We start from the raw sequence: 17,374 nt of genomic DNA on the forward strand, positions 1-17,374 counted from the left end.
AGCCGAATGAGTAATATCAGCAACTTAGAAGATTACAGAATACACACCCTAAACACCGAAAACTCGAAAGTTACCAATACCCGCAAATATAAAGATGTTCGTGAGCGTGAGTATCTAACATCATCAGAGATTGAACGCATCAGCAAAACTGAAAGCCTAGTCGTAGCATTATAAAATAAACATGGCCACAATTAATGGCTATTCAGCAATGAAAGGCGAGCAGTCACCAGCGCTATTACTACTTTTTATTATGGGTGTCAGGATTTAGCTTCTCAGCTTCACTATTAACTTCTCACCATTATCTTCGTTTCATCACGTATGTTTTCACAATTTGTAACGAGTACCACTTTGACTACACACATTGATACGTTGTAACATTTCATTTTTATTTTATTCCTCATGAGCAAAACACGTGAAAAAGCACTTTATATGTTCACTATTAGTCATTTCTAATGGCGTATTAGCACAAGATAATATTACTCAAACATCAGACGCTCAAGATGACATTGAGCGTATTGAAGTGAAACGTTTATGGCAGCCTTACCGTGGCAATGTGCCATTGATTGATACCCCTCAAGCTGTCGATAGAATTAACGCCGACACCATAAAAAACGAGGGGATTACTCATTTTATGGACGCTTTGGATTTTTCACCCAGCATCGTAAGACAAAATAATTCTGGTGGTATGTTTGACAGCTTTGCTGTGCGTGGCTTTTCTGGTGACGAAAATAATCCAACGGGTACGCTCGTTAATGGTTTTAACTCTCGCGGTTATACCGGTAATAGAAACACGGCTAATATTGAAACTATTGAAGTGATGAAAGGACCTGGGTCTGCATTATACGGACAAGGTGAACCGGGCGGCACAGTAAATATCATTACCAAAAAGCCGCAATTTGAAGAGCAAGGCTACATTCTGGGAACGTTAGGCAGTTACGATAAAAAACAAGTTGAGTTTGACCACACTAAAGGCCTTACTGATGATGTGGCTTACCGTATAAACGGCTTTTACGAAGATTCTGACACGTATAGAGATAACGTTGACATTGAAAGTTTAAATTTAAGCCCTTCTTTTTTGTGGAATATTTCTGATGTTACTAGTTTAAGCTATGAAATGGAGTTTGTTGAACAGAGCAAAGCGTTAGACCGTGGCGTGTACGTGTTAGATAATGACTTTGATTCTGTCGACCCTGCTGATTTTTATGGCGACCCTCGAGATGGTGCACATGAAGTTAAGGCGCTAGGCCATCAATTATTGTTAAATCATCAACTGAATAATCATTGGTATTTACTCGCTGGCCTAGCATATCGAGACTCATCATTTAAAGGTCAGTCCTCAGATACTGAGCTGTCTGCTGGTCGTCAGCTGATTTATACCGACCCTAATTTATTATCAAGGCAGAGAAGAGAGCGAGATTATCAGGCCAAGGATTTATCTGCACGTTTTGAAGTCAGTGGTGATGCTGCGCTTGGTGGTATTAAAAATAATCTACTGATTGGATTAGATTATTACCACTTCCAATTAGATACTGATTACAAAGTGTGGCGAACCTCGTGGGGATCGGGTGACGCTACTTATGCTATCGACCCTAACAATCCTGACTACACGTTGGAACAACCTGAAACCTCTCCAACCACGGTGACATCTGAAGATCAAACTGGCCTTGGCTTATATGCACAAGATTTAATTGAACTGACAGATAAGACCAAGTTTTTAGTCGGCTTCAGGGTTGATTATTTTGAGCAAGATATATTAGATAAACTTGCCAATGAGTCTCAAGATCAAGACCAAACGGAGGTATCTTCTCGCTTTGGCTTTGTTTATGAACTGGCTGACAATATCAATGTGTATACCAGCTATGCTGAAGGTTTTAGACCAAACTCGGGCCTAGATTCAGACAGAAATGCTTTTGAACCAGAACAAACCGACGCTTTTGAGGTGGGTGTTAAGTGGCAAAATGTTGCTGATAAATTTTCTGGTAGCCTAGCCCTTTATGATGCAAGTAAAACAAATATGTTAACTGCAGAGCCAAACACAGGGCTGTCAGCAACCTTAGGCGAGGTTGAAAGTCAGGGTGTTGAATTGCAATTGACGACGTTATTAACTGCAGATACTAGCCTTGATATTGCTTATGCCTATACCGACGCGAGAACGGCAAAAGATTTAGTTGATAATGACTGGGGGGTACCTATTCCTAAAGGTTCTCGCTTAATCAACGTCGCTGAACATGTTGGTCATGTTTCGTTGCGACATTACACTGACATTATGGGCAAAGAAGCTTACTTCGGTGCAACCGTTAATTATGTTGGCGACCGCCTAGGTGAGACAACCGATGCTGATTATATTTTACCTGCATACACACTAGTGAATTTATCAGCAGCACTTGATATAACCAGCAGAGTCAGTGTAATGCTTGATGTTAATAACATATTTGATGAGGAATATTTCGAAAACTCCTACCATAAGCTATGGACTATGCCGGGTGAGCCGATTAATTTTAGTGCCAGTGTAAAGTACCAGTTCTAATCACTGAATAAATTGCCACATGGGCTTACTCATACAGCTTCAGGTAGCGGTTTATTACAAACAAACGGTTACGTAAACATTAAAGGTCTTATTGAAAAATAAGGCCTTTAATGTTTATAGTGCTACCACATGTTTGAACGTTTACGTTAATTAACCAACTTGCACCACGAGCGTTCATTTACTCGCAAGCCTTGTAATCCCAAAAACCTATTTACAGCACCAGATTGATAGCGCATTGTTAGGACTTGTTGATCTTTCAAGGTTGTTTTTGCAGCGAATTGTTGGCCATTACTCATATATACAACTGCGCAGCAGAGACTTTGAGGTGTCATTATTCTACATAAAAAGTCGATAACGCAGTAAAAATGGTAAACACACGACGTTCTACACATAAAGGGAAATAAAATGTATAAACACACTTCAATACTGGCACTTGCTATGGTGCTATTAATGGGTTGCTCTGGCACTGTACCCACCTTAGGGGTAACCGACGGGAAATTAACGCCATGCCCAGATTCGCCCAACTGCGTCAATAGCCAGCAAGCAACTACAGATGAAGAGCATTACATTGACCCCATTGCATTTAGCGGCACCGCTCAACAAGCTCAAGTGAATCTATTACATGTATTAAAAGCGGCTGAGCGAGCTGACATTGTGGTGGTAGAAGATGATTATATTCGGGTTGAATTTACCTCACAGATTATGCGCTTTGTTGACGATGTTGAGTTTTACTTTCCATCTGCTGAGCCTGGTAACATCATGATTCAGGTAAGATCGGCTTCACGTGTTGGCCACTCTGATTTTGGGGTTAACCGTGAGCGAATTGAACAGATTAGAACCGAGTTTAATGCGTTATCACAGTAATAAACTGCGACATTGATAAGTCATGGTGTCATGCGCTGAATAAACTGGCTTTGTCATGCCGTATTTCTCCGCGATTTATGATTAATGGCTATGTCGACCAAATAAACGCCAGCATAGCCATTTGTTTTTATTACCGTAAGACCACTATTACGCTAGTTTGTCGGCCAACAGCTCAAGTCTATCTTGGCCCCAAAATGGCTCGCTTTGATACACGTAGGTCGGCACACCCAACAAGCCTTTTTCAATCGCAGTCGCAGTATTGGCTTCGTATATCGTTTCAATTTCATCCGATGATGCCTGCGCGATAATCTTGTTGGCATCAAGTTGCAATGATGTGAGGATCTGGCCGATCAATGCCACATCGGCAATGTTTTGCTCTTTTGCCCAACATGCCGCCAGCATTTGCGCGACAAACTCGGCGGGGTCTTGTCCCAGTTGTTGGAGCGCAATAGTGCATTTGTCTGCCAAGCTTGGGTCTGCTGGGAAAAAAGCCGGATGAAGATTAAGCGGTAATTGGCGCTTTTTAGACCAACGCGCTAATTCAATTAAACGATAATCTTGTCTCACTTGCGGACGTTGCTTTACCGGTAACACACCCAAAACCGCAAACAACTTGCCTAGTTTTATCGGTTTATACTCAATGGCGGTGTGATGCTCAGCCGCAATGGCGGTAAATGTATGGTGACCTAAATAGGCATAGGGAGAAAGGCAGGTAAAGTAATACTCAATGGCTGTTTGCATGTTTTGTGATACCTATTAATGGTGGCGATAAACGTGATGTTTGATAGCAATTTATAAGCTATCAACGTTATCCTGCATTGCATTATAGTGTCTAGCATTGATTTGTGAACAAATGTTCTAGTTACAATATCAGTCCGTGAAACTAATCCAAATAAAATATTACTGCGATTGAGTAAGTTCAGCTTACTGAGCCAACAAAGGCGCTAAAACCGTTAATTTACCATCAATAGGCTCGTTAATGGTTAACCCCAAAATATGCGCAATGAGTGGATAGAGATGGATATTATCGGCGTGGTCAATATGTTGTTGATTAAATGCTGGCCCTTGAGCATATAACACTGTGTTCATGTCGTTGTTAACATTAGCATCGTAGCCATGTTTACCTGTTACTCCTGCGCGCGCATCAGTACTGGTAATGTAATGTTGGTTGCTCATTAATATGGCATCACCTATTAATGGGTTATCGTTAAAGTGTAAGTTAGCAGGAATATCGTTACGGCGATAAAACTGCAAGCCAGGCACATTATTAGCTAACAAGGCTAACGCGTCTAAATCTTGTTGCTTGTTATCACCAATCGCAGTGACTAATGAAAAGGCTGCATCGTTATTAAAGCTAAATTTGTCTTTTAATGCAGGAGCTTGCTCAAACAGTTTGTCGGTATACATTCGTGGAAATTGCGCCACATTGGTCATGCCATGGTCTGAAGTGATGATGACATTCACCGAATACGGTAATGCCTTAATGCCAGTAAGTAGCTGACCTATAGCCTGATCAACTTGGTTAACCGCTTGTTGTGTTTGCTTAGAGGTAGGCCCATGAAGATGCCCTGCACTGTCAACATCTGAAAAGTATAATGTCACAAATTGAGGACGCTGATCTTGCGGTAAATTAAGCCATTGTAACACCTGTTCAACCCGCTGATTATTTGGAGCATCGTCATTATAGGGTAACCAATAATCTGGACGCTGACCGGCAATTTCCGCTTCTGATCCTGGCCAAAAATACGTTGCACTTTTCATACCTTGTTGGCCCGCCAATGACCATAACGGCACTCCTTGATAAAAGCGTCCGTCGGTAACCGCCTGCTTGATATTCATTGCGTAGGTTTGCTGCAATTGCTGATGATAAAAACGATTGGCAACAATACCGTGATGGGCAGGATAAAGCCCAGTGACCAAAGTGATATGATTAGGAAATGTCACCGTAGGAAAAGACGGTTTAAATTGAGTCACCTGAGCGGCTTGGCGCGCAAATTCAGTTAAGAATGTTGGCTTATGTAGTTGGTTGTAATCATGACGGTATCCATCAATAGACACCAACAAAACATAAGGTTTTTGGGTTTGTTCAACCTGTGGGTTAGCCAATGCACTATTGATGCTAAGCAATAACCCACTACTGAATAAGCCGCTAATCAATAAACTTATTGTCACTGTTAGGCGCATGATGATGTCTCAATGAATGATTTAAAAATAACAATCATATCAATAGAATATGACAGCTTTATTGATCTTAATAGGCTTTTTAGTTTAGCTGCTCTCTAAACTGCAAATACGCCATAGTGATACCCTGGGCATCTTCCACTTGAGGATAATGGCCGAGTGTCGGCATGGTGGTGATATTTGCATTGGGGATCAATTGGCAATAGCGATCGATCATATGCTGACCCGAGATAGGATCTAATGCGCCCGCAATCACTTTAACTGGTACAAGGCTGTTCACCAGTGCCCCAACCCAACGTTCGCGGTGCTGCTTGCGTTGGGTCATATAGGTGATGAGTTTGTGCATCACAGCAATACCATCATTATGAGTTAACAATTGCCAAAGCGTATCAATCACCTCAGGCGTTGGCTGGGTTGATGGACCAAAAATATGTTGTAAGTTGGCGGCAAATTTTGGCTTAGTGATCCTTTTTGCCACAAATGCCCCTATGGGCGATAACAATAACTTTTGAATCAATACCGGTTTGTGGGTTTCTGGAAATAAACCGCCATTTAATAAACACACGCTGTTAATGTGTATTTTGCTATCACCATCAACTTGTCTAGCAAGTAGTTCTTGTGCAACGGTATCGCCGTAGTCATGGGCTAAAATATGATATTCACTCACGCCTAACTTGGTTAATAATGCCTGATAAATATCGGCTTGTTGGCTGATTAAATACTCACTATTTTTAGGTTTGTCAGACAAGCCAAAACCCAGCATATCAAGGGTGATAACATAATATAGCTCGGTGAGTTGTGGCCACATGCCTTCCCAATCCCAACTGGCACTTGGAAAACCATGAATAAGCAATAGAGGCGGCGTAGAGGGATTGCCTCCAGTTCGAGTAAAAATTTGCTGCCCATTAAGTTGTTCAATCTGCCCATGTTGTCGCCATTCATCCAATGAAATCATTATGTTTGTCCCTTTAATTACTGTTTTATTAGGGTCTTGGAATTTGCTCGTCTGCACAACATTCGTCTTGTAAAAAACAAATGACTGACTGCAACGTATCATATTCTGCAATACAAAATAACGTTCTCCCTTCGCGGCGCTGTTTGATTAACCCAGCCGACACCAAGCTAGACACATGGTGTGACAGTGTTGAGCCAGGGATGTCTAGTTTTTGCTGTAAACCACCGACAGCAATACCCTGATAACCCGCGCGCACAACCGCACGATAAATCATCAATCTTGTAGGATGACCTAATTCTTTCAATGCTTTAGCAATAAAATTGATATCCATAACGACGCCTTAATAATACTTATATTTCGATAATACTAGAAATAACTTGCTCTCGCTATCATTGAACTATATATTTCGACTATTCTAGAAGTATAGTTTAATTATGTAGGTCACTATCATGCTGCAAGAAACCTTCAATATGTTTGTGTTTTTAACCGTAGAATTAACCACGTTATTCTTACTGATTAGTTATTTAGTTGGGGTACTACAAACTTTTGTGCCACCGCATAAAATCCAAGCAATGTTGAGCGACAAACACGGAAAAGGTTATATTATTGCTGGTTTTTTAGGGGCCATAACCCCCTTTTGTTCTTGCTCAACAATCCCTTTTTTAAAAGGTTTATTAAGAGCCAAAGCCGGGTTTGGCACCATGATGGTATTTTTGTTTGCCAGCCCTTTGCTTAACCCCATCATTATTGGTCTATTTACCGTAACCTTTGGACTTAAGGTGACCTTATTTTATTTTGTCATCGCCATGGGGGTATCGGTTATTGCAGGCTTTGGCTTAGAAAAGCTCGGCTTTGAAAAGCACATCAAGCCAGAAGCCTACTTAGCCCCTGCAGCAACAGGATGTCAATCAGCATGTGGTGGTAAATCTGCCCCCGAAAATAAATGGAAAACCATTTGGCTAAGCACTTGGAGCGACTTTAAGAAAGTCTTACCGTATTTAATTGGCGGTATTGCGATTGGTTCACTCATTTATGGTTTTATGCCAACTGAGTTAGTGGCTAAATATGCTAATAGTGATAACCCACTGGCAATACCTGTCGCGGCAGTGATTGGTATTCCGTTATACATACGCGCAGAAGCCGTTATTCCATTAAGCGCCGCATTGGCGGCCAAAGGCATGGGACTGGGTGCGGTAATGGCATTGATTATTGGCAGCGCGGGTGCCAGTTTAACAGAGGTTATTTTGCTTAAAGCCATTTTCAAAAATCAGCTAGTAATTGCCTTTGTCGGTGTAATTATCTCAATGGCAATATTAGCTGGCTTTGCTTATCAGTGGTTGTTTTAAGTGTAAAACCCGCATAAATAGCTTGATGATTTATCTTTAAAAATCTAGCTAAAATACACTACAACTTAACGCTCGCACCAATCTACTCGGTGTGAGTGTTAGTATTATCAACACCAATACATCATTGCTCGCTGTACTCTTTGGCAGATTGTTATCTTTATTTTCGCAAAACATGCTTGCTCAAGTTGTTTGCCGCAGTGCACTATGATAGCTAAATGGATATCGTAGCGGCCTAGTGAGAAAAATGATTTTACAGAGGGAACAATGTTAACCGACCCAATCTTTTGGCTAGTCGCCATACCTGCGGTACTCATTACTGGCATTTCTAAATCTGGCTTTGCTGGCGGCGCAGGTGGATTAACGGTTCCATTATTAGCTCTCGCCATCAGCCCAGCTGCAGCTGCTGCGGTGATGTTACCCTTACTGGTTTACATGGACTTTTTAAGCGTCCGCTCCTGGTGGAATAAACAAAGTAATCAGCAATTACTCATTTTACTGCCTGCTGCCATTGTTGGTATTGTGGTGGCTTATTGGTTGTTTGATAAACTCAACGAGCAGTATTTACGCGGTATTTTAGGGGGGATTTCGTTAGTTTTTGGGATTTATGGGTTAACCCTTGGCGAATGGTCGCAGCGCAAACCGTCAGCTTTAATAGGCCGAATATGCGGCACGCTTGCTGGGTTTACTAGTTTTGTTGCCCATGCTGGAGGCCCTCCACTCAATGCTTATTTAATCCCGCTGCGCCTAGCAAAAACTCAATACCTTGGAACTGCAGTGATGTTTTTTGCCGTTGTAAATCTAGTTAAACTCATCCCATACTCAATGCTGGGACAAATCAATCTGGGCAATTTAACGGTGTCAGCAATACTTGCTCCCATTGCTTGGATTGGAGTCAAACTGGGTTTGCGGATCCAGGATAAATTTAATGAAAAACAATTTAAGCAGATCATTCTAAGTTTGATGATCCTAGTGGGTTTACGTTTATTGTGGACCGCATTGATGCCGTCGTAATAAGGATATGTCATGAGCACTGAAAATCGATTTTTTTATGAACCTAGTCAAGGCCATGGCCTGCCACATAATCCACTGAATGCGATTATTGGCCCACGCCCCATTGGCTGGATTTCGTCGCGTAATGCCCAGGGGCAGCGAAACTTAGCGCCTTATAGCTTTTTTAACTGCTTTAACTATGACCCTCCAATCATTGGTTTTGCCAGCACCGCTTGGAAAGACAGTGTGGCCAACATTGTTGAAACTGGCGAGTTTGTGTGGAACTTAACGACTCGCACTTTAGCCGAGCAAATGAACTTAACCTCAGCCCCGTTACCTCGTGGAACAGACGAGTTTGAATTTGCAGGGTTAACAGCAATAGCGGGTAATATTGTCGCGGCTGATAGGATCGCCGAAAGCCCAGTCAACTTTGAATGTAAGTTAACGCAGTGCATTCAACTCACTGATGCAAGTGGCAATAAGATTGATACCTGGTTGGTGCTTGGTGAAGTGGTGGCTGTACACATTGAAAAGCACTTACTCAGTGCGGAAGGCATTTACCAAACTGCACTAGCAGAACCTGTGTTACGCGCAGGTGGCCCCTCGGCTTATTACGGTATTTCAGACGAACAGCGTTTCGATTTACATCGCCCTACGCTATAAGCACGAAACAATTAAGGCTACCCGTTAGTAGCCTTAATTCTCTTGATAAGCAGCACGAATAAATTGTTAGAACTGGTAATGTAAACCCAATGCTAATTGCTCAATTTCAGTATCAATATCATCAACATAGCCATATTCATCAATATCAAGATCGCCTTTGCTCATATCGTAACTTACACGTAGGTTAAGGTTTTCTGTCAACGCTGCATTAATCCCAACGCCATAGGTAAAGCCAATACCAGAAGCGGTGAAGTCATCATAATAACCGTCTACAACAACCGCCATTGATGCGATACCCACTTTAGCAAACACCGAAAACGTCTCATTAACACGTGCAGTAAATGTTGGAGTAAAGGTGAGTGCACCAGTAACAACATCATAGCCGTCTTCACCGACATCGGCGGCGAAAAAGTTACTTTCTAAACCAAACCAATCGTTAAATTGATAGCCACCATATATCCCAAAACCCGTCGCATCGGCTGATCCACTGGCATCACCAGAACCGAGTTCTGTTTTATTGATTGCACCACCAATATAAAAACCGCCGTTATCTGATACAGATGAGTGTGTATCAGTGTTGGCAAAAGCTGGAGTAGCTAAAACAGCGCACAAGGTTGTGGCGAGAAGAGAGATTTTGTACATCATTGTTCCTTAATGATATTGATAAAAAGCGCGAGCATAATACTACAAACAGCATAAACGTAAATAGCTAATATCATTAATTTTTCACTCTGAGATATCGCGTTAACACATCGATTTATCTACCATTTAAAATCAGTTGAACTCACAAAATACAGACAGCAAAAAGCCCAAGTGATCGCCTACATTAGGCTGCCACTTGGGCTATTTTAATCAATAAAGGCTATCTTAAAGGCTAATGCCTAATGCTTTTACTGTTTCGATATTGATGTACTTATCAGTTGGTAAATCATTATCTTTTTGGAACGCGTTTACCGCTTTAATGGTATCAACACCGACGACGCCATCAATCTTGCCAGGGTTATAGCCTTTCGTTGCTAATGCCTGCTGTAGATCGGTAATGGTTGAGCGAGTCATGTTGGTTTCACATAAAATTGGACGCCATTCCATGAAGCCATCTTTATCAATACGGCTCAGTGACACGGTTTCAAATTCCGCTGGGATTTCAGTGCGTAACTCTTTGGCTTCAGAAACCAGCTTAGTCACATTCATCGTTTCATACTTAGCTGCAATGTCGACACGCTGAGTCGTCGCAGGGCTAACCACAACACGGCGGCTCACCGTTTCATATTCGGCAGGTGTAGCAGTTAAACAAATTTTATTACCGGTACGCGTCGCTTTTGGGTGCTCGTCGTTATGCACTTCATGCCATACAAACTCAACATCAGCGACTTTTTGGGTCACTTGTACATCTTTATATTTAGCAGGTACTTGAGTGCGCACTTCTTTCGCTTCACTCACTAACTCTTGTACACGCACCGTTTCGTATTCTTCAGGAATATCAACTGTACGCGTGGTCGCTGGTGATACCAATACACGCTTGGTGAGCGTTTTATAAGTGGCAGGCACTTCAACTAAACACATGATTTCGCCAGTGGCTTCATCAATCTTTTGAATAGGGCCTACGCCCTTTTTCCAAATGGTGTGAGCCGGAACATCGACCACCTCTTCGGTGACAGTTTCATATTGTGCAGGTACTTGCTCCATGCGGGTACTGGCTTCTTTAACCAATATACGCTTTTCAACCCAGCGGAATTCTGCAGGAATAGTCTCGACAACTTCATAAGCCTCAGCAACTAATACTGACTCGCCCTTTTGCTCGTACCGTGCTGGCATATAATGTTCATGGAAACACATACCGGCTGTAGCATTATTAAGGTTAATACCATGATCGCTGGCGGCTTTTAATAACTCCGCACTGGCTGGCGCACTGCCCTTACGTAAGTCGACTAACCACTGTTCACCAGCTGCACGGACTAATTTTTGTTCAGTAACTACATCATAAGTTGCTGGTACTGCGACCATTTTGTAACTTGCAGGTTGTACCTCAATGGTCTCAGTAACTTGTTGATATTGTGCAGGCACAATATCAACCTTTTCACTGGCTTCTTTCACCATTACGGTTTCAGTGTAGTTTTGGTAAGTTGGCTCAACCCATACACGTGCATAACATTCACCTGGAGATGCATTAGGTGGCAATAACTCACCTTCTGGGCTGGTTTTAACGGTTAATGCATCTTGTGCTTGCGCTTCACGTTTTGCGACGGCTTTTTCTCTTTCTAGCAAGGCCTCGTTTCGTTGCTCTAACTCTTCTGCGTTATATACAGATACATTAGCTGGTTGCGATAAATTACTACATGCAGTCAATAATAATGCAGCTGAAATTGTGCTCAGTTTGAAAATGGTTGTCCTTGCAGTGGCCATGATTACTCCTGGGTTAATTAGGCAAGCTTGAAAATGAAATGTAACAATATGTAAACATTTGTTACATTTTGCGCACAGGATAACGTCAAATTACTGACTATTCAACCTTAACCACAAAAACACCAAGATTAATATAAACAATAACTTGCAATTGAACGCTGTTAAATTCGTCATTTTATTGTCACAAGCCGAGGCGATAGCTCATAAGTTAAAACAGCACAATGTTAACAAAGTGTTTTAAAACAAACGTTAGACCAATAATTAAAACGTCAAAGCAGTTTTTTGTTTTGGCACCATGTTTGCGGATTTCATTTGCGATGCAACCTATATTAAAAAGTTTAATTTTTTTATATAAGTAATATTCAGAAACATAAAGTAGTGTGTATAACCTTAAACAGATAATGTTGCTCAGATGGCGAACCTCCTCAATCAGCAAGCTTTATCTTTAACAACAAATCAAACTCTGACTAAATCGATAAATGTCAAATACTGTGTGGGTTTGTTGAAATAAATGGAGAGCTGGACCAAACTGCCGTTATTCGTTAAATGCAGGAAATGACCCCAAAACTTGAAAGCGTGTTTTATATCAAATAATTAAAGTTTGTTATAATGCGGACTCGTGTAAAAGTAAGGGGCGACTTTGAACATTCCAGACAAGGTTTTACAACGTATAAGCTTGGCTATTGGTGCCAGCCACATAAGTCATGTTGAATTGATACAAGCACTTTGGGGTGGTTATGGTTACTTATTTCGGGCTTTTGTCAGTGATATGCCTTTTCCATCTGTGATTGTTAAATACATTCATTTACCGCAACCTTCATCGCATCCTCGCGGGTGGAATACTCCGTTGTCGCATCAACGAAAATTACACTCTTATCTTGTTGAAGTGAATTGGTATCAACACTATGCCAATAAGCATTTGCAGTCATTAAGCCCTTTACCCCAGTGTTTATATGTAGAGCAACACCCTGAGCAAACGTTATTAATACTTGAAGATTTGCACACTATTGGCTTTACCCAAGTCAAAACAACGGCCACCTCAACCCAGATTAACGCCTGCTTAACTTGGTTGGGGTATTTTCATGCTCAATACATGCAGGTTGCTCCTGAAGGGCTTTGGCCAGTAGGTACCTATTGGCATTTTGACACTAGACCAGACGAATACGCCGCCTTAACAGAGAGCCCTTTAAAAGCAGCGGCCAAGCTGATCGACCTGACGTTAAAGCAATGTCCCTTTCAAACGTTAGTGCATGGGGATGCTAAATTAGCCAATTTTTGTTTCAGTGCAGACAATCGCGTTGCAGCGGTCGATTTTCAATATGTTGGCCAAGGCTGCGGCATGAAAGATGTGATCATGTTGCTCAGCAGTACATTGAATTTTAATGAAACAGAAAACGTCATAAACGATTACCTCAAACATTATTTTACCGCGTTAACACAAGGGCTAACCACATTTAACCCACACATAAGCTCGCAAGCGGTTGAGCAAGCCTGGCGTCCTTTATATTGTGTTGCTTGGGCTGATTTTCAGCGGTTTGTTAAAGGCTGGAGTGTTGAACACGTTAAAATAAACCCTTATACCGAAGCGCTCACCACTCAAGCCATTAAACAACTTACCAACAATTACTGATTAGTAATTGAGCAGTTGCGCCTTAATCGCCTGCGGTAATTGGCTAAGGTGATTGCTGGCGACTACAGTTTATAATAATCGATTAAAACAGCCTTGTTATTGTCTGTCATCCAGCCATCTACCCTTAAAATATCGTGCCAATATACTGAAGCACCGACAGCGATTACCAACAGTGCACGGCAACAAAACTAGGCGCTAGGGAAGTATTTATGGAAAGTCCATTTACGTACATTTTGATTACCTTATTTTTTTCGAGTATTTTGCTGTCGATTATCTTTTTCATGACATGGAAAACAATGGGAAAACAACAATATGCCTTGATGTTTTCGTTGTCTTTTTTGGCCTCAACCGTTCTTTGGGCCAATGCCTTATTTAAAAGTTTATTTTTGTCGCACAATTTGTATTGGATGATTGGTTGTAGCGTGTCGATGTTGTCTGTTTTATTGGGTACTTGGGGCCATTGCTTGCGCACTCAAACCCGAATTCATCCTGCAACCCTATTAGTTCTTGGCATTATAGGCATGGCATTAACCTACTTTTTTACCTTTATTAGTCCACATTTGGGACTACGAATGTCATTGTATTTATACATTGATGTCGTGCTATTAATGATTACAAGTGTCGTCATTATTCGGCACCGTAAACAGCCACGCCCAGCAGAAATTGGCGCGTCGATCATGCATTTTCTTTTTGCTGGCTGTCTGTTTATTGCGGCAAGTATTGCGCTATCTCAGGGCAACGTTTTCGATGCAGAGCTGATCAAACTGTATTCTATTGTTAACTTTACTGCTCTGCCTGCTGCTTATGTTGGTATGTCAGTATTTGTTATATATATGCTGGCGTCTGATTTAGCCGAAGAAATGAAACTGCTAGCAATGACCGACTCGCTCACCAACTGCTTAAACCGACGAGGTTTTTATCTTCAGGCAAAGCAAAAAATGCTCGAACTACAAAATCAAGGCCAACATGTGTGTTTGATTTATTGGGACATTGATAAGTTTAAAACCATTAATGACCAATTTGGCCATGCCGGTGGCGATCAGGTCTTGGTCAGCATCAGTGAGTTAATTAAACAACATATTAAGAAAGACGATTTAATGGGGCGTATGGGAGGAGAAGAGTTTGTTATTTTAATCGGCCGTACTTGTTACGAGGACGCCACGCATGTGGCTGAGCGATTACGCACCATGATACAAAACTCTCCCATAGACTTTGGTGAACAACGCATTCAGATCTCGGCGAGTTTTGGTGTGGTTGAGTTAGGTGAAAAAGACATCTCAATTGAACAGGCGATTAACCTTGCCGACAACGCCCTTTATAAAGCCAAAAGCAGTGGCAGAAATAAAGTGGTGTTTAGCTAAGTTAACTCACCTGTACTAGGGCTAACTCATTTTAGTACAACAGTCTATTTTTCAACGTCTATCCTGACGTTATCGCTTAATGATTCTAACTGCGATAATAACAACTCCATGGTGACATTTTCAGGTAATCGCAACGTCAACTTGGCGCTATAAACTGTTTTACCTAAACTGGTCACTTGCACCCGGTAGCATTCTTGATGATCAACGCTAATTTCAAGATCGTTCAAAATAGCATTCATATCGTGGGTCAACCCTGAGCGGTCGTTGCAGTCTAATGTCAGTTTGCACTCTGTCGAAAAGTGAATGGCTTGTTGTTCATACTCCGCATAAACAAAAGTCAGCGCGGCAAATTGTTGCTCTAAAGTTTGCTTTAATGCTTCTTCTTTATCTCGATCTATCATCACACGCATCATTGCCACAAATTGGCCATCAAGCTTAATGACTTTGCTGGTTTCCCAACTTGCACCCATTTCGCGGCTTACTTGAGCTAATGATTGCAGTAAATTAGGTTTTAACGTGCCCAATACTGTCGTAATAAATTTATGTTGCATATAACCTCCGATGATCAAAATCCCCGTATGACGCAGGTTTATTCCATTTTTAACTCAACGTAAAACCAGACTAACTGGCCCCATAAAGTACGTCTGTGTCCTAGAACACAAATGAATAAAATACATACAGCACAAAGCGTAAATCATAATGAAATATTTAAAAATGGCGGTAAATTTGATGACAAAATAAAACAGCTTGAATGCATGGTGTTTACCATTAAAGCGATTAAATAACATAAAAAATACACTAATGACGCATTTTGCAAGCAGCTGCAAATTTACTCTCTTAATGCCACTCGTGTCACAAATTGTTCATCATACTGTTAAGCATAGTCTCGCTGACGAGGGGAAGGAGTACGGAAGTTTATGAAAAAGATCACATCAATGTATACCACTAGAGCCATGTCACATATTCATGGCTAATATTTGTATCTATATGAATTTAATAAATTTATTAAATCGCACACTCAGCTCAAAATCAAAAAAACAAAATAACAGGAAGTAAGATACTGTTTTTAAAGCATAAATATTCAATTTCGATTTTTATTAAAATACCCACTACAGCTTATTGCTACCCGAGTAGGCTTTCTCTAAAATGCGCGCCTTACCCAGCAGGGGTACCGATTAACTTTTAGTTGTTGAACTTTTCCATAAGGGAACACGATGTCTACAAAATTTGCGAATCCAGCTCCGTTAGGGCTAATGGGCTTTGGCATGACCACCATACTGCTTAATATCCACAATGCTGGCTACTTTCCAATTGATTCGATGATCCTTGCGATGGGGATTTTTTACGGTGGTATTGGCCAAGTTATCGTGGGCATGATGTGCTTTATGCGTGGTGATACCTTTGGCACAACTGCATTTACCTCATATGGCTTATTTTGGTTAACCCTTGTTGGGCTCATTTTAATGCCAAACATGGGCGTAGCAGCAAGCCCGGCACACTTTATGGGTTGGTATTTAACATTATGGGGCACATTTACTGCCTTTATGTTTGTGGGTTCATTACGCTACCCACGCGCTAAGCAATTTGTTTTTGCTTCATTAACCGTATTATTTTTCTTACTTGCTGTACGCGATTTTACTGGCAACGAATTAATCGGTACGATTGCGGGTTTTGAAGGCATTATTTGTGGTGCCAGTGCAATTTACTTTGCCATGGCGCAAGTGCTTAACGCTGAATATGGCCGCACTATTTTACCTGTTGGTGAATTAACTCAAGTTAAAGCCGATGTTGCGCCACTAAAGGTTGAAGCTGAGCCAGTGACACTACACTCAGTTAACGCATAAGCATTGGCAACATTAATCATCACTTTGTCATAAGCTAAATTTAAGTCACAAAAAGGCCGATGCATAAATTACATCGGCCTTTTTTATCATCTCAGTGTACTAAACGACAACCGCACACTGTATTACTGGGCTGAAATAAGACTACTGCATAGTCTTTAGTTTCATCACGTTCAAGCACTTGAACACTTAATGAATGCATACCACTTTGATTAAGATTAAGCCCACTAATATAAGATAAATACTCGAAGTGTTCTGGTGTTCCTTGACCTTTTTCGCCAGTGTATTCTTGTTTAGTGGTGACCGAAATATCAAACATTTGTCGCTCAGTATCAACCTTATTGACCTTACCCGTCATTGCTAAGGTACCCGCTGAATTACCTTCTAAATCATAATAACGGTAATTAATTTGGGCTAAGCCATCTTTAGAGACAAGATCGACGAGCAAGTAGTGATCGCTGTCAGCTCCTGCAACACCATGATTAAACAGTTCTGAACTGCAACTCAACATAAAATTAGTCGGTTTGGAGGTGAGCGAATATATCATCCCCACACAACCTATCAGGCACAAAAGAATCACAATATTGATGATCCATAACCCTTTTCTTGTCAT

At 41.3% G+C, this 17,374-nt stretch carries 18 protein-coding genes; 10 read left to right on the forward strand and 8 right to left on the reverse strand.

Annotated elements, in window-relative coordinates:
- Positions 1–6: 6 nt before the first annotated feature.
- From PQR79_RS13530 to PQR79_RS13540, 3 genes are all read left to right on the forward strand, one after another.
- Positions 7–174, forward strand: a complete 168-nt coding sequence (locus tag PQR79_RS13530) for a hypothetical protein (protein ID WP_238106352.1) — start codon at positions 7–9, stop codon at positions 172–174.
- A 238-nt stretch (positions 175–412) separates the two neighbouring features.
- Complete coding sequence (locus tag PQR79_RS13535) at positions 413–2,527, forward strand: TonB-dependent siderophore receptor (RefSeq protein ID WP_238106351.1); 2,115 nt, start codon at positions 413–415, stop codon at positions 2,525–2,527.
- Between the two features lie 405 nt (positions 2,528–2,932).
- The gene (locus PQR79_RS13540) at positions 2,933–3,391 is read left to right on the forward strand and encodes a DUF1499 domain-containing protein (protein ID WP_238106350.1); all 459 of its coding nucleotides are present in this window, start codon (positions 2,933–2,935) and stop codon (positions 3,389–3,391) included.
- 147 nt (positions 3,392–3,538) lie between these two features.
- Here the strand turns inward: PQR79_RS13540 and PQR79_RS13545 are convergent, their stop codons facing one another.
- The 4 genes from PQR79_RS13545 to PQR79_RS13560 all read right to left on the reverse strand — a co-directional run bounded on the left by PQR79_RS13545 (position 3,539) and on the right by PQR79_RS13560 (position 6,858).
- Positions 3,539–4,132 (reverse strand): 2-hydroxychromene-2-carboxylate isomerase, encoded by a 594-nt coding sequence (locus PQR79_RS13545; protein ID WP_238106349.1) that lies wholly within the window; start codon positions 4,130–4,132, stop codon positions 3,539–3,541.
- Positions 4,133–4,315: 183 nt separating this feature from the next.
- On the reverse strand, positions 4,316–5,575 hold the full coding sequence (locus PQR79_RS13550) for an alkaline phosphatase family protein (protein ID WP_238106348.1): 1,260 nt from the start codon (positions 5,573–5,575) through the stop codon (positions 4,316–4,318).
- A gap of 79 nt (positions 5,576–5,654) precedes the next feature.
- Positions 5,655–6,527: an alpha/beta fold hydrolase gene (locus PQR79_RS13555; RefSeq protein WP_238106347.1), complete on the reverse strand. Its 873-nt coding sequence runs from the start codon at positions 6,525–6,527 to the stop codon at positions 5,655–5,657.
- A 28-nt stretch (positions 6,528–6,555) separates the two neighbouring features.
- The gene (locus PQR79_RS13560; RefSeq protein ID WP_238106346.1) at positions 6,556–6,858 is read right to left on the reverse strand and encodes an ArsR/SmtB family transcription factor; all 303 of its coding nucleotides are present in this window, start codon (positions 6,856–6,858) and stop codon (positions 6,556–6,558) included.
- 118 nt (positions 6,859–6,976) lie between these two features.
- Here PQR79_RS13560 and PQR79_RS13565 point away from each other — a divergent pair, with 118 nt between their 5' ends.
- The 3 genes from PQR79_RS13565 (at position 6,977) to PQR79_RS13575 (ending at position 9,526) form a co-directional block, all read left to right on the forward strand.
- The gene (locus PQR79_RS13565; RefSeq protein ID WP_238106345.1) at positions 6,977–7,873 is read left to right on the forward strand and encodes a permease; all 897 of its coding nucleotides are present in this window, start codon (positions 6,977–6,979) and stop codon (positions 7,871–7,873) included.
- A 264-nt stretch (positions 7,874–8,137) separates the two neighbouring features.
- The gene (locus tag PQR79_RS13570; RefSeq protein ID WP_238106344.1) at positions 8,138–8,884 is read left to right on the forward strand and encodes a sulfite exporter TauE/SafE family protein; all 747 of its coding nucleotides are present in this window, start codon (positions 8,138–8,140) and stop codon (positions 8,882–8,884) included.
- A gap of 12 nt (positions 8,885–8,896) precedes the next feature.
- Complete coding sequence (locus PQR79_RS13575) at positions 8,897–9,526, forward strand: flavin reductase family protein (RefSeq protein WP_238106343.1); 630 nt, start codon at positions 8,897–8,899, stop codon at positions 9,524–9,526.
- 66 nt (positions 9,527–9,592) lie between these two features.
- Here the strand turns inward: PQR79_RS13575 and PQR79_RS13580 are convergent, their stop codons facing one another.
- Both PQR79_RS13580 and PQR79_RS13585 read right to left on the reverse strand, forming a co-directional pair.
- Complete coding sequence (locus PQR79_RS13580; RefSeq protein WP_438270820.1) at positions 9,593–10,171, reverse strand: porin family protein; 579 nt, start codon at positions 10,169–10,171, stop codon at positions 9,593–9,595.
- Between the two features lie 222 nt (positions 10,172–10,393).
- The gene (locus PQR79_RS13585; RefSeq protein WP_238106341.1) at positions 10,394–11,929 is read right to left on the reverse strand and encodes a peptidoglycan-binding domain-containing protein; all 1,536 of its coding nucleotides are present in this window, start codon (positions 11,927–11,929) and stop codon (positions 10,394–10,396) included.
- A gap of 640 nt (positions 11,930–12,569) precedes the next feature.
- Here PQR79_RS13585 and PQR79_RS13590 point away from each other — a divergent pair.
- Together PQR79_RS13590 and PQR79_RS13595 are read left to right on the forward strand one after the other, a co-directional pair.
- Complete coding sequence (locus PQR79_RS13590) at positions 12,570–13,559, forward strand: phosphotransferase (RefSeq protein ID WP_238106340.1); 990 nt, start codon at positions 12,570–12,572, stop codon at positions 13,557–13,559.
- 209 nt (positions 13,560–13,768) lie between these two features.
- Complete coding sequence (locus PQR79_RS13595) at positions 13,769–14,920, forward strand: GGDEF domain-containing protein (protein ID WP_238106339.1); 1,152 nt, start codon at positions 13,769–13,771, stop codon at positions 14,918–14,920.
- Between the two features lie 44 nt (positions 14,921–14,964).
- Here PQR79_RS13595 and PQR79_RS13600 read toward each other — a convergent pair whose 3' ends face one another.
- The gene (locus tag PQR79_RS13600) at positions 14,965–15,471 is read right to left on the reverse strand and encodes an ACT domain-containing protein (RefSeq protein ID WP_238106338.1); all 507 of its coding nucleotides are present in this window, start codon (positions 15,469–15,471) and stop codon (positions 14,965–14,967) included.
- A gap of 111 nt (positions 15,472–15,582) precedes the next feature.
- Between PQR79_RS13600 and PQR79_RS13605 the strand changes: the two genes are divergently transcribed.
- Together PQR79_RS13605 and PQR79_RS13610 are read left to right on the forward strand one after the other, a co-directional pair.
- The gene (locus PQR79_RS13605; RefSeq protein ID WP_274408546.1) at positions 15,583–15,705 is read left to right on the forward strand and encodes a hypothetical protein; all 123 of its coding nucleotides are present in this window, start codon (positions 15,583–15,585) and stop codon (positions 15,703–15,705) included.
- A 429-nt stretch (positions 15,706–16,134) separates the two neighbouring features.
- A complete protein-coding gene (locus PQR79_RS13610; protein WP_238106337.1) occupies positions 16,135–16,764 on the forward strand; it encodes an acetate uptake transporter in 630 nt (209 codons plus the stop codon).
- 91 nt (positions 16,765–16,855) lie between these two features.
- Here the strand turns inward: PQR79_RS13610 and PQR79_RS13615 are convergent, their stop codons facing one another.
- Positions 16,856–17,374 carry a hypothetical protein gene (locus PQR79_RS13615; RefSeq protein WP_238106336.1) on the reverse strand — a complete coding sequence of 173 codons (519 nt, stop codon included), beginning with the start codon at positions 17,372–17,374 and terminating at the stop codon, positions 16,856–16,858.

The organism is Shewanella metallivivens, assembly GCF_028750675.1.
Classification (GTDB): Bacteria; Pseudomonadota; Gammaproteobacteria; order Enterobacterales; family Shewanellaceae; genus Shewanella; species Shewanella metallivivens.

Bases quoted from the DNA above. Each gene is read 5' to 3' on its own strand.
- PQR79_RS13555 (WP_238106347.1), bottom strand. From the start codon at position 6,527: ATGATTTCATTGGATGAATGGCGACAACATGGGCAGATTGAACAACTT.
- PQR79_RS13600 (WP_238106338.1), bottom strand. From the start codon at position 15,471: ATGCAACATAAATTTATTACGACAGTATTGGGCACGTTAAAACCTAAT.
- PQR79_RS13610 (WP_238106337.1), top strand. From the start codon at position 16,135: ATGTCTACAAAATTTGCGAATCCAGCTCCGTTAGGGCTAATGGGCTTT.
- PQR79_RS13540 (WP_238106350.1), top strand. From the start codon at position 2,933: ATGTATAAACACACTTCAATACTGGCACTTGCTATGGTGCTATTAATG.
- PQR79_RS13530 (WP_238106352.1), top strand. From the start codon at position 7: ATGAGTAATATCAGCAACTTAGAAGATTACAGAATACACACCCTAAAC.
- PQR79_RS13615 (WP_238106336.1), bottom strand. From the start codon at position 17,374: ATGACAAGAAAAGGGTTATGGATCATCAATATTGTGATTCTTTTGTGC.
- PQR79_RS13580 (WP_438270820.1), bottom strand. From the start codon at position 10,171: ATGATGTACAAAATCTCTCTTCTCGCCACAACCTTGTGCGCTGTTTTA.
- PQR79_RS13550 (WP_238106348.1), bottom strand. From the start codon at position 5,575: ATGCGCCTAACAGTGACAATAAGTTTATTGATTAGCGGCTTATTCAGT.
- PQR79_RS13570 (WP_238106344.1), top strand. From the start codon at position 8,138: ATGTTAACCGACCCAATCTTTTGGCTAGTCGCCATACCTGCGGTACTC.
- PQR79_RS13605 (WP_274408546.1), top strand. From the start codon at position 15,583: ATGAATAAAATACATACAGCACAAAGCGTAAATCATAATGAAATATTT.
- PQR79_RS13560 (WP_238106346.1), bottom strand. From the start codon at position 6,858: ATGGATATCAATTTTATTGCTAAAGCATTGAAAGAATTAGGTCATCCT.
- PQR79_RS13595 (WP_238106339.1), top strand. From the start codon at position 13,769: ATGGAAAGTCCATTTACGTACATTTTGATTACCTTATTTTTTTCGAGT.
- PQR79_RS13545 (WP_238106349.1), bottom strand. From the start codon at position 4,132: ATGCAAACAGCCATTGAGTATTACTTTACCTGCCTTTCTCCCTATGCC.
- PQR79_RS13565 (WP_238106345.1), top strand. From the start codon at position 6,977: ATGCTGCAAGAAACCTTCAATATGTTTGTGTTTTTAACCGTAGAATTA.
- PQR79_RS13575 (WP_238106343.1), top strand. From the start codon at position 8,897: ATGAGCACTGAAAATCGATTTTTTTATGAACCTAGTCAAGGCCATGGC.
- PQR79_RS13585 (WP_238106341.1), bottom strand. From the start codon at position 11,929: ATGGCCACTGCAAGGACAACCATTTTCAAACTGAGCACAATTTCAGCT.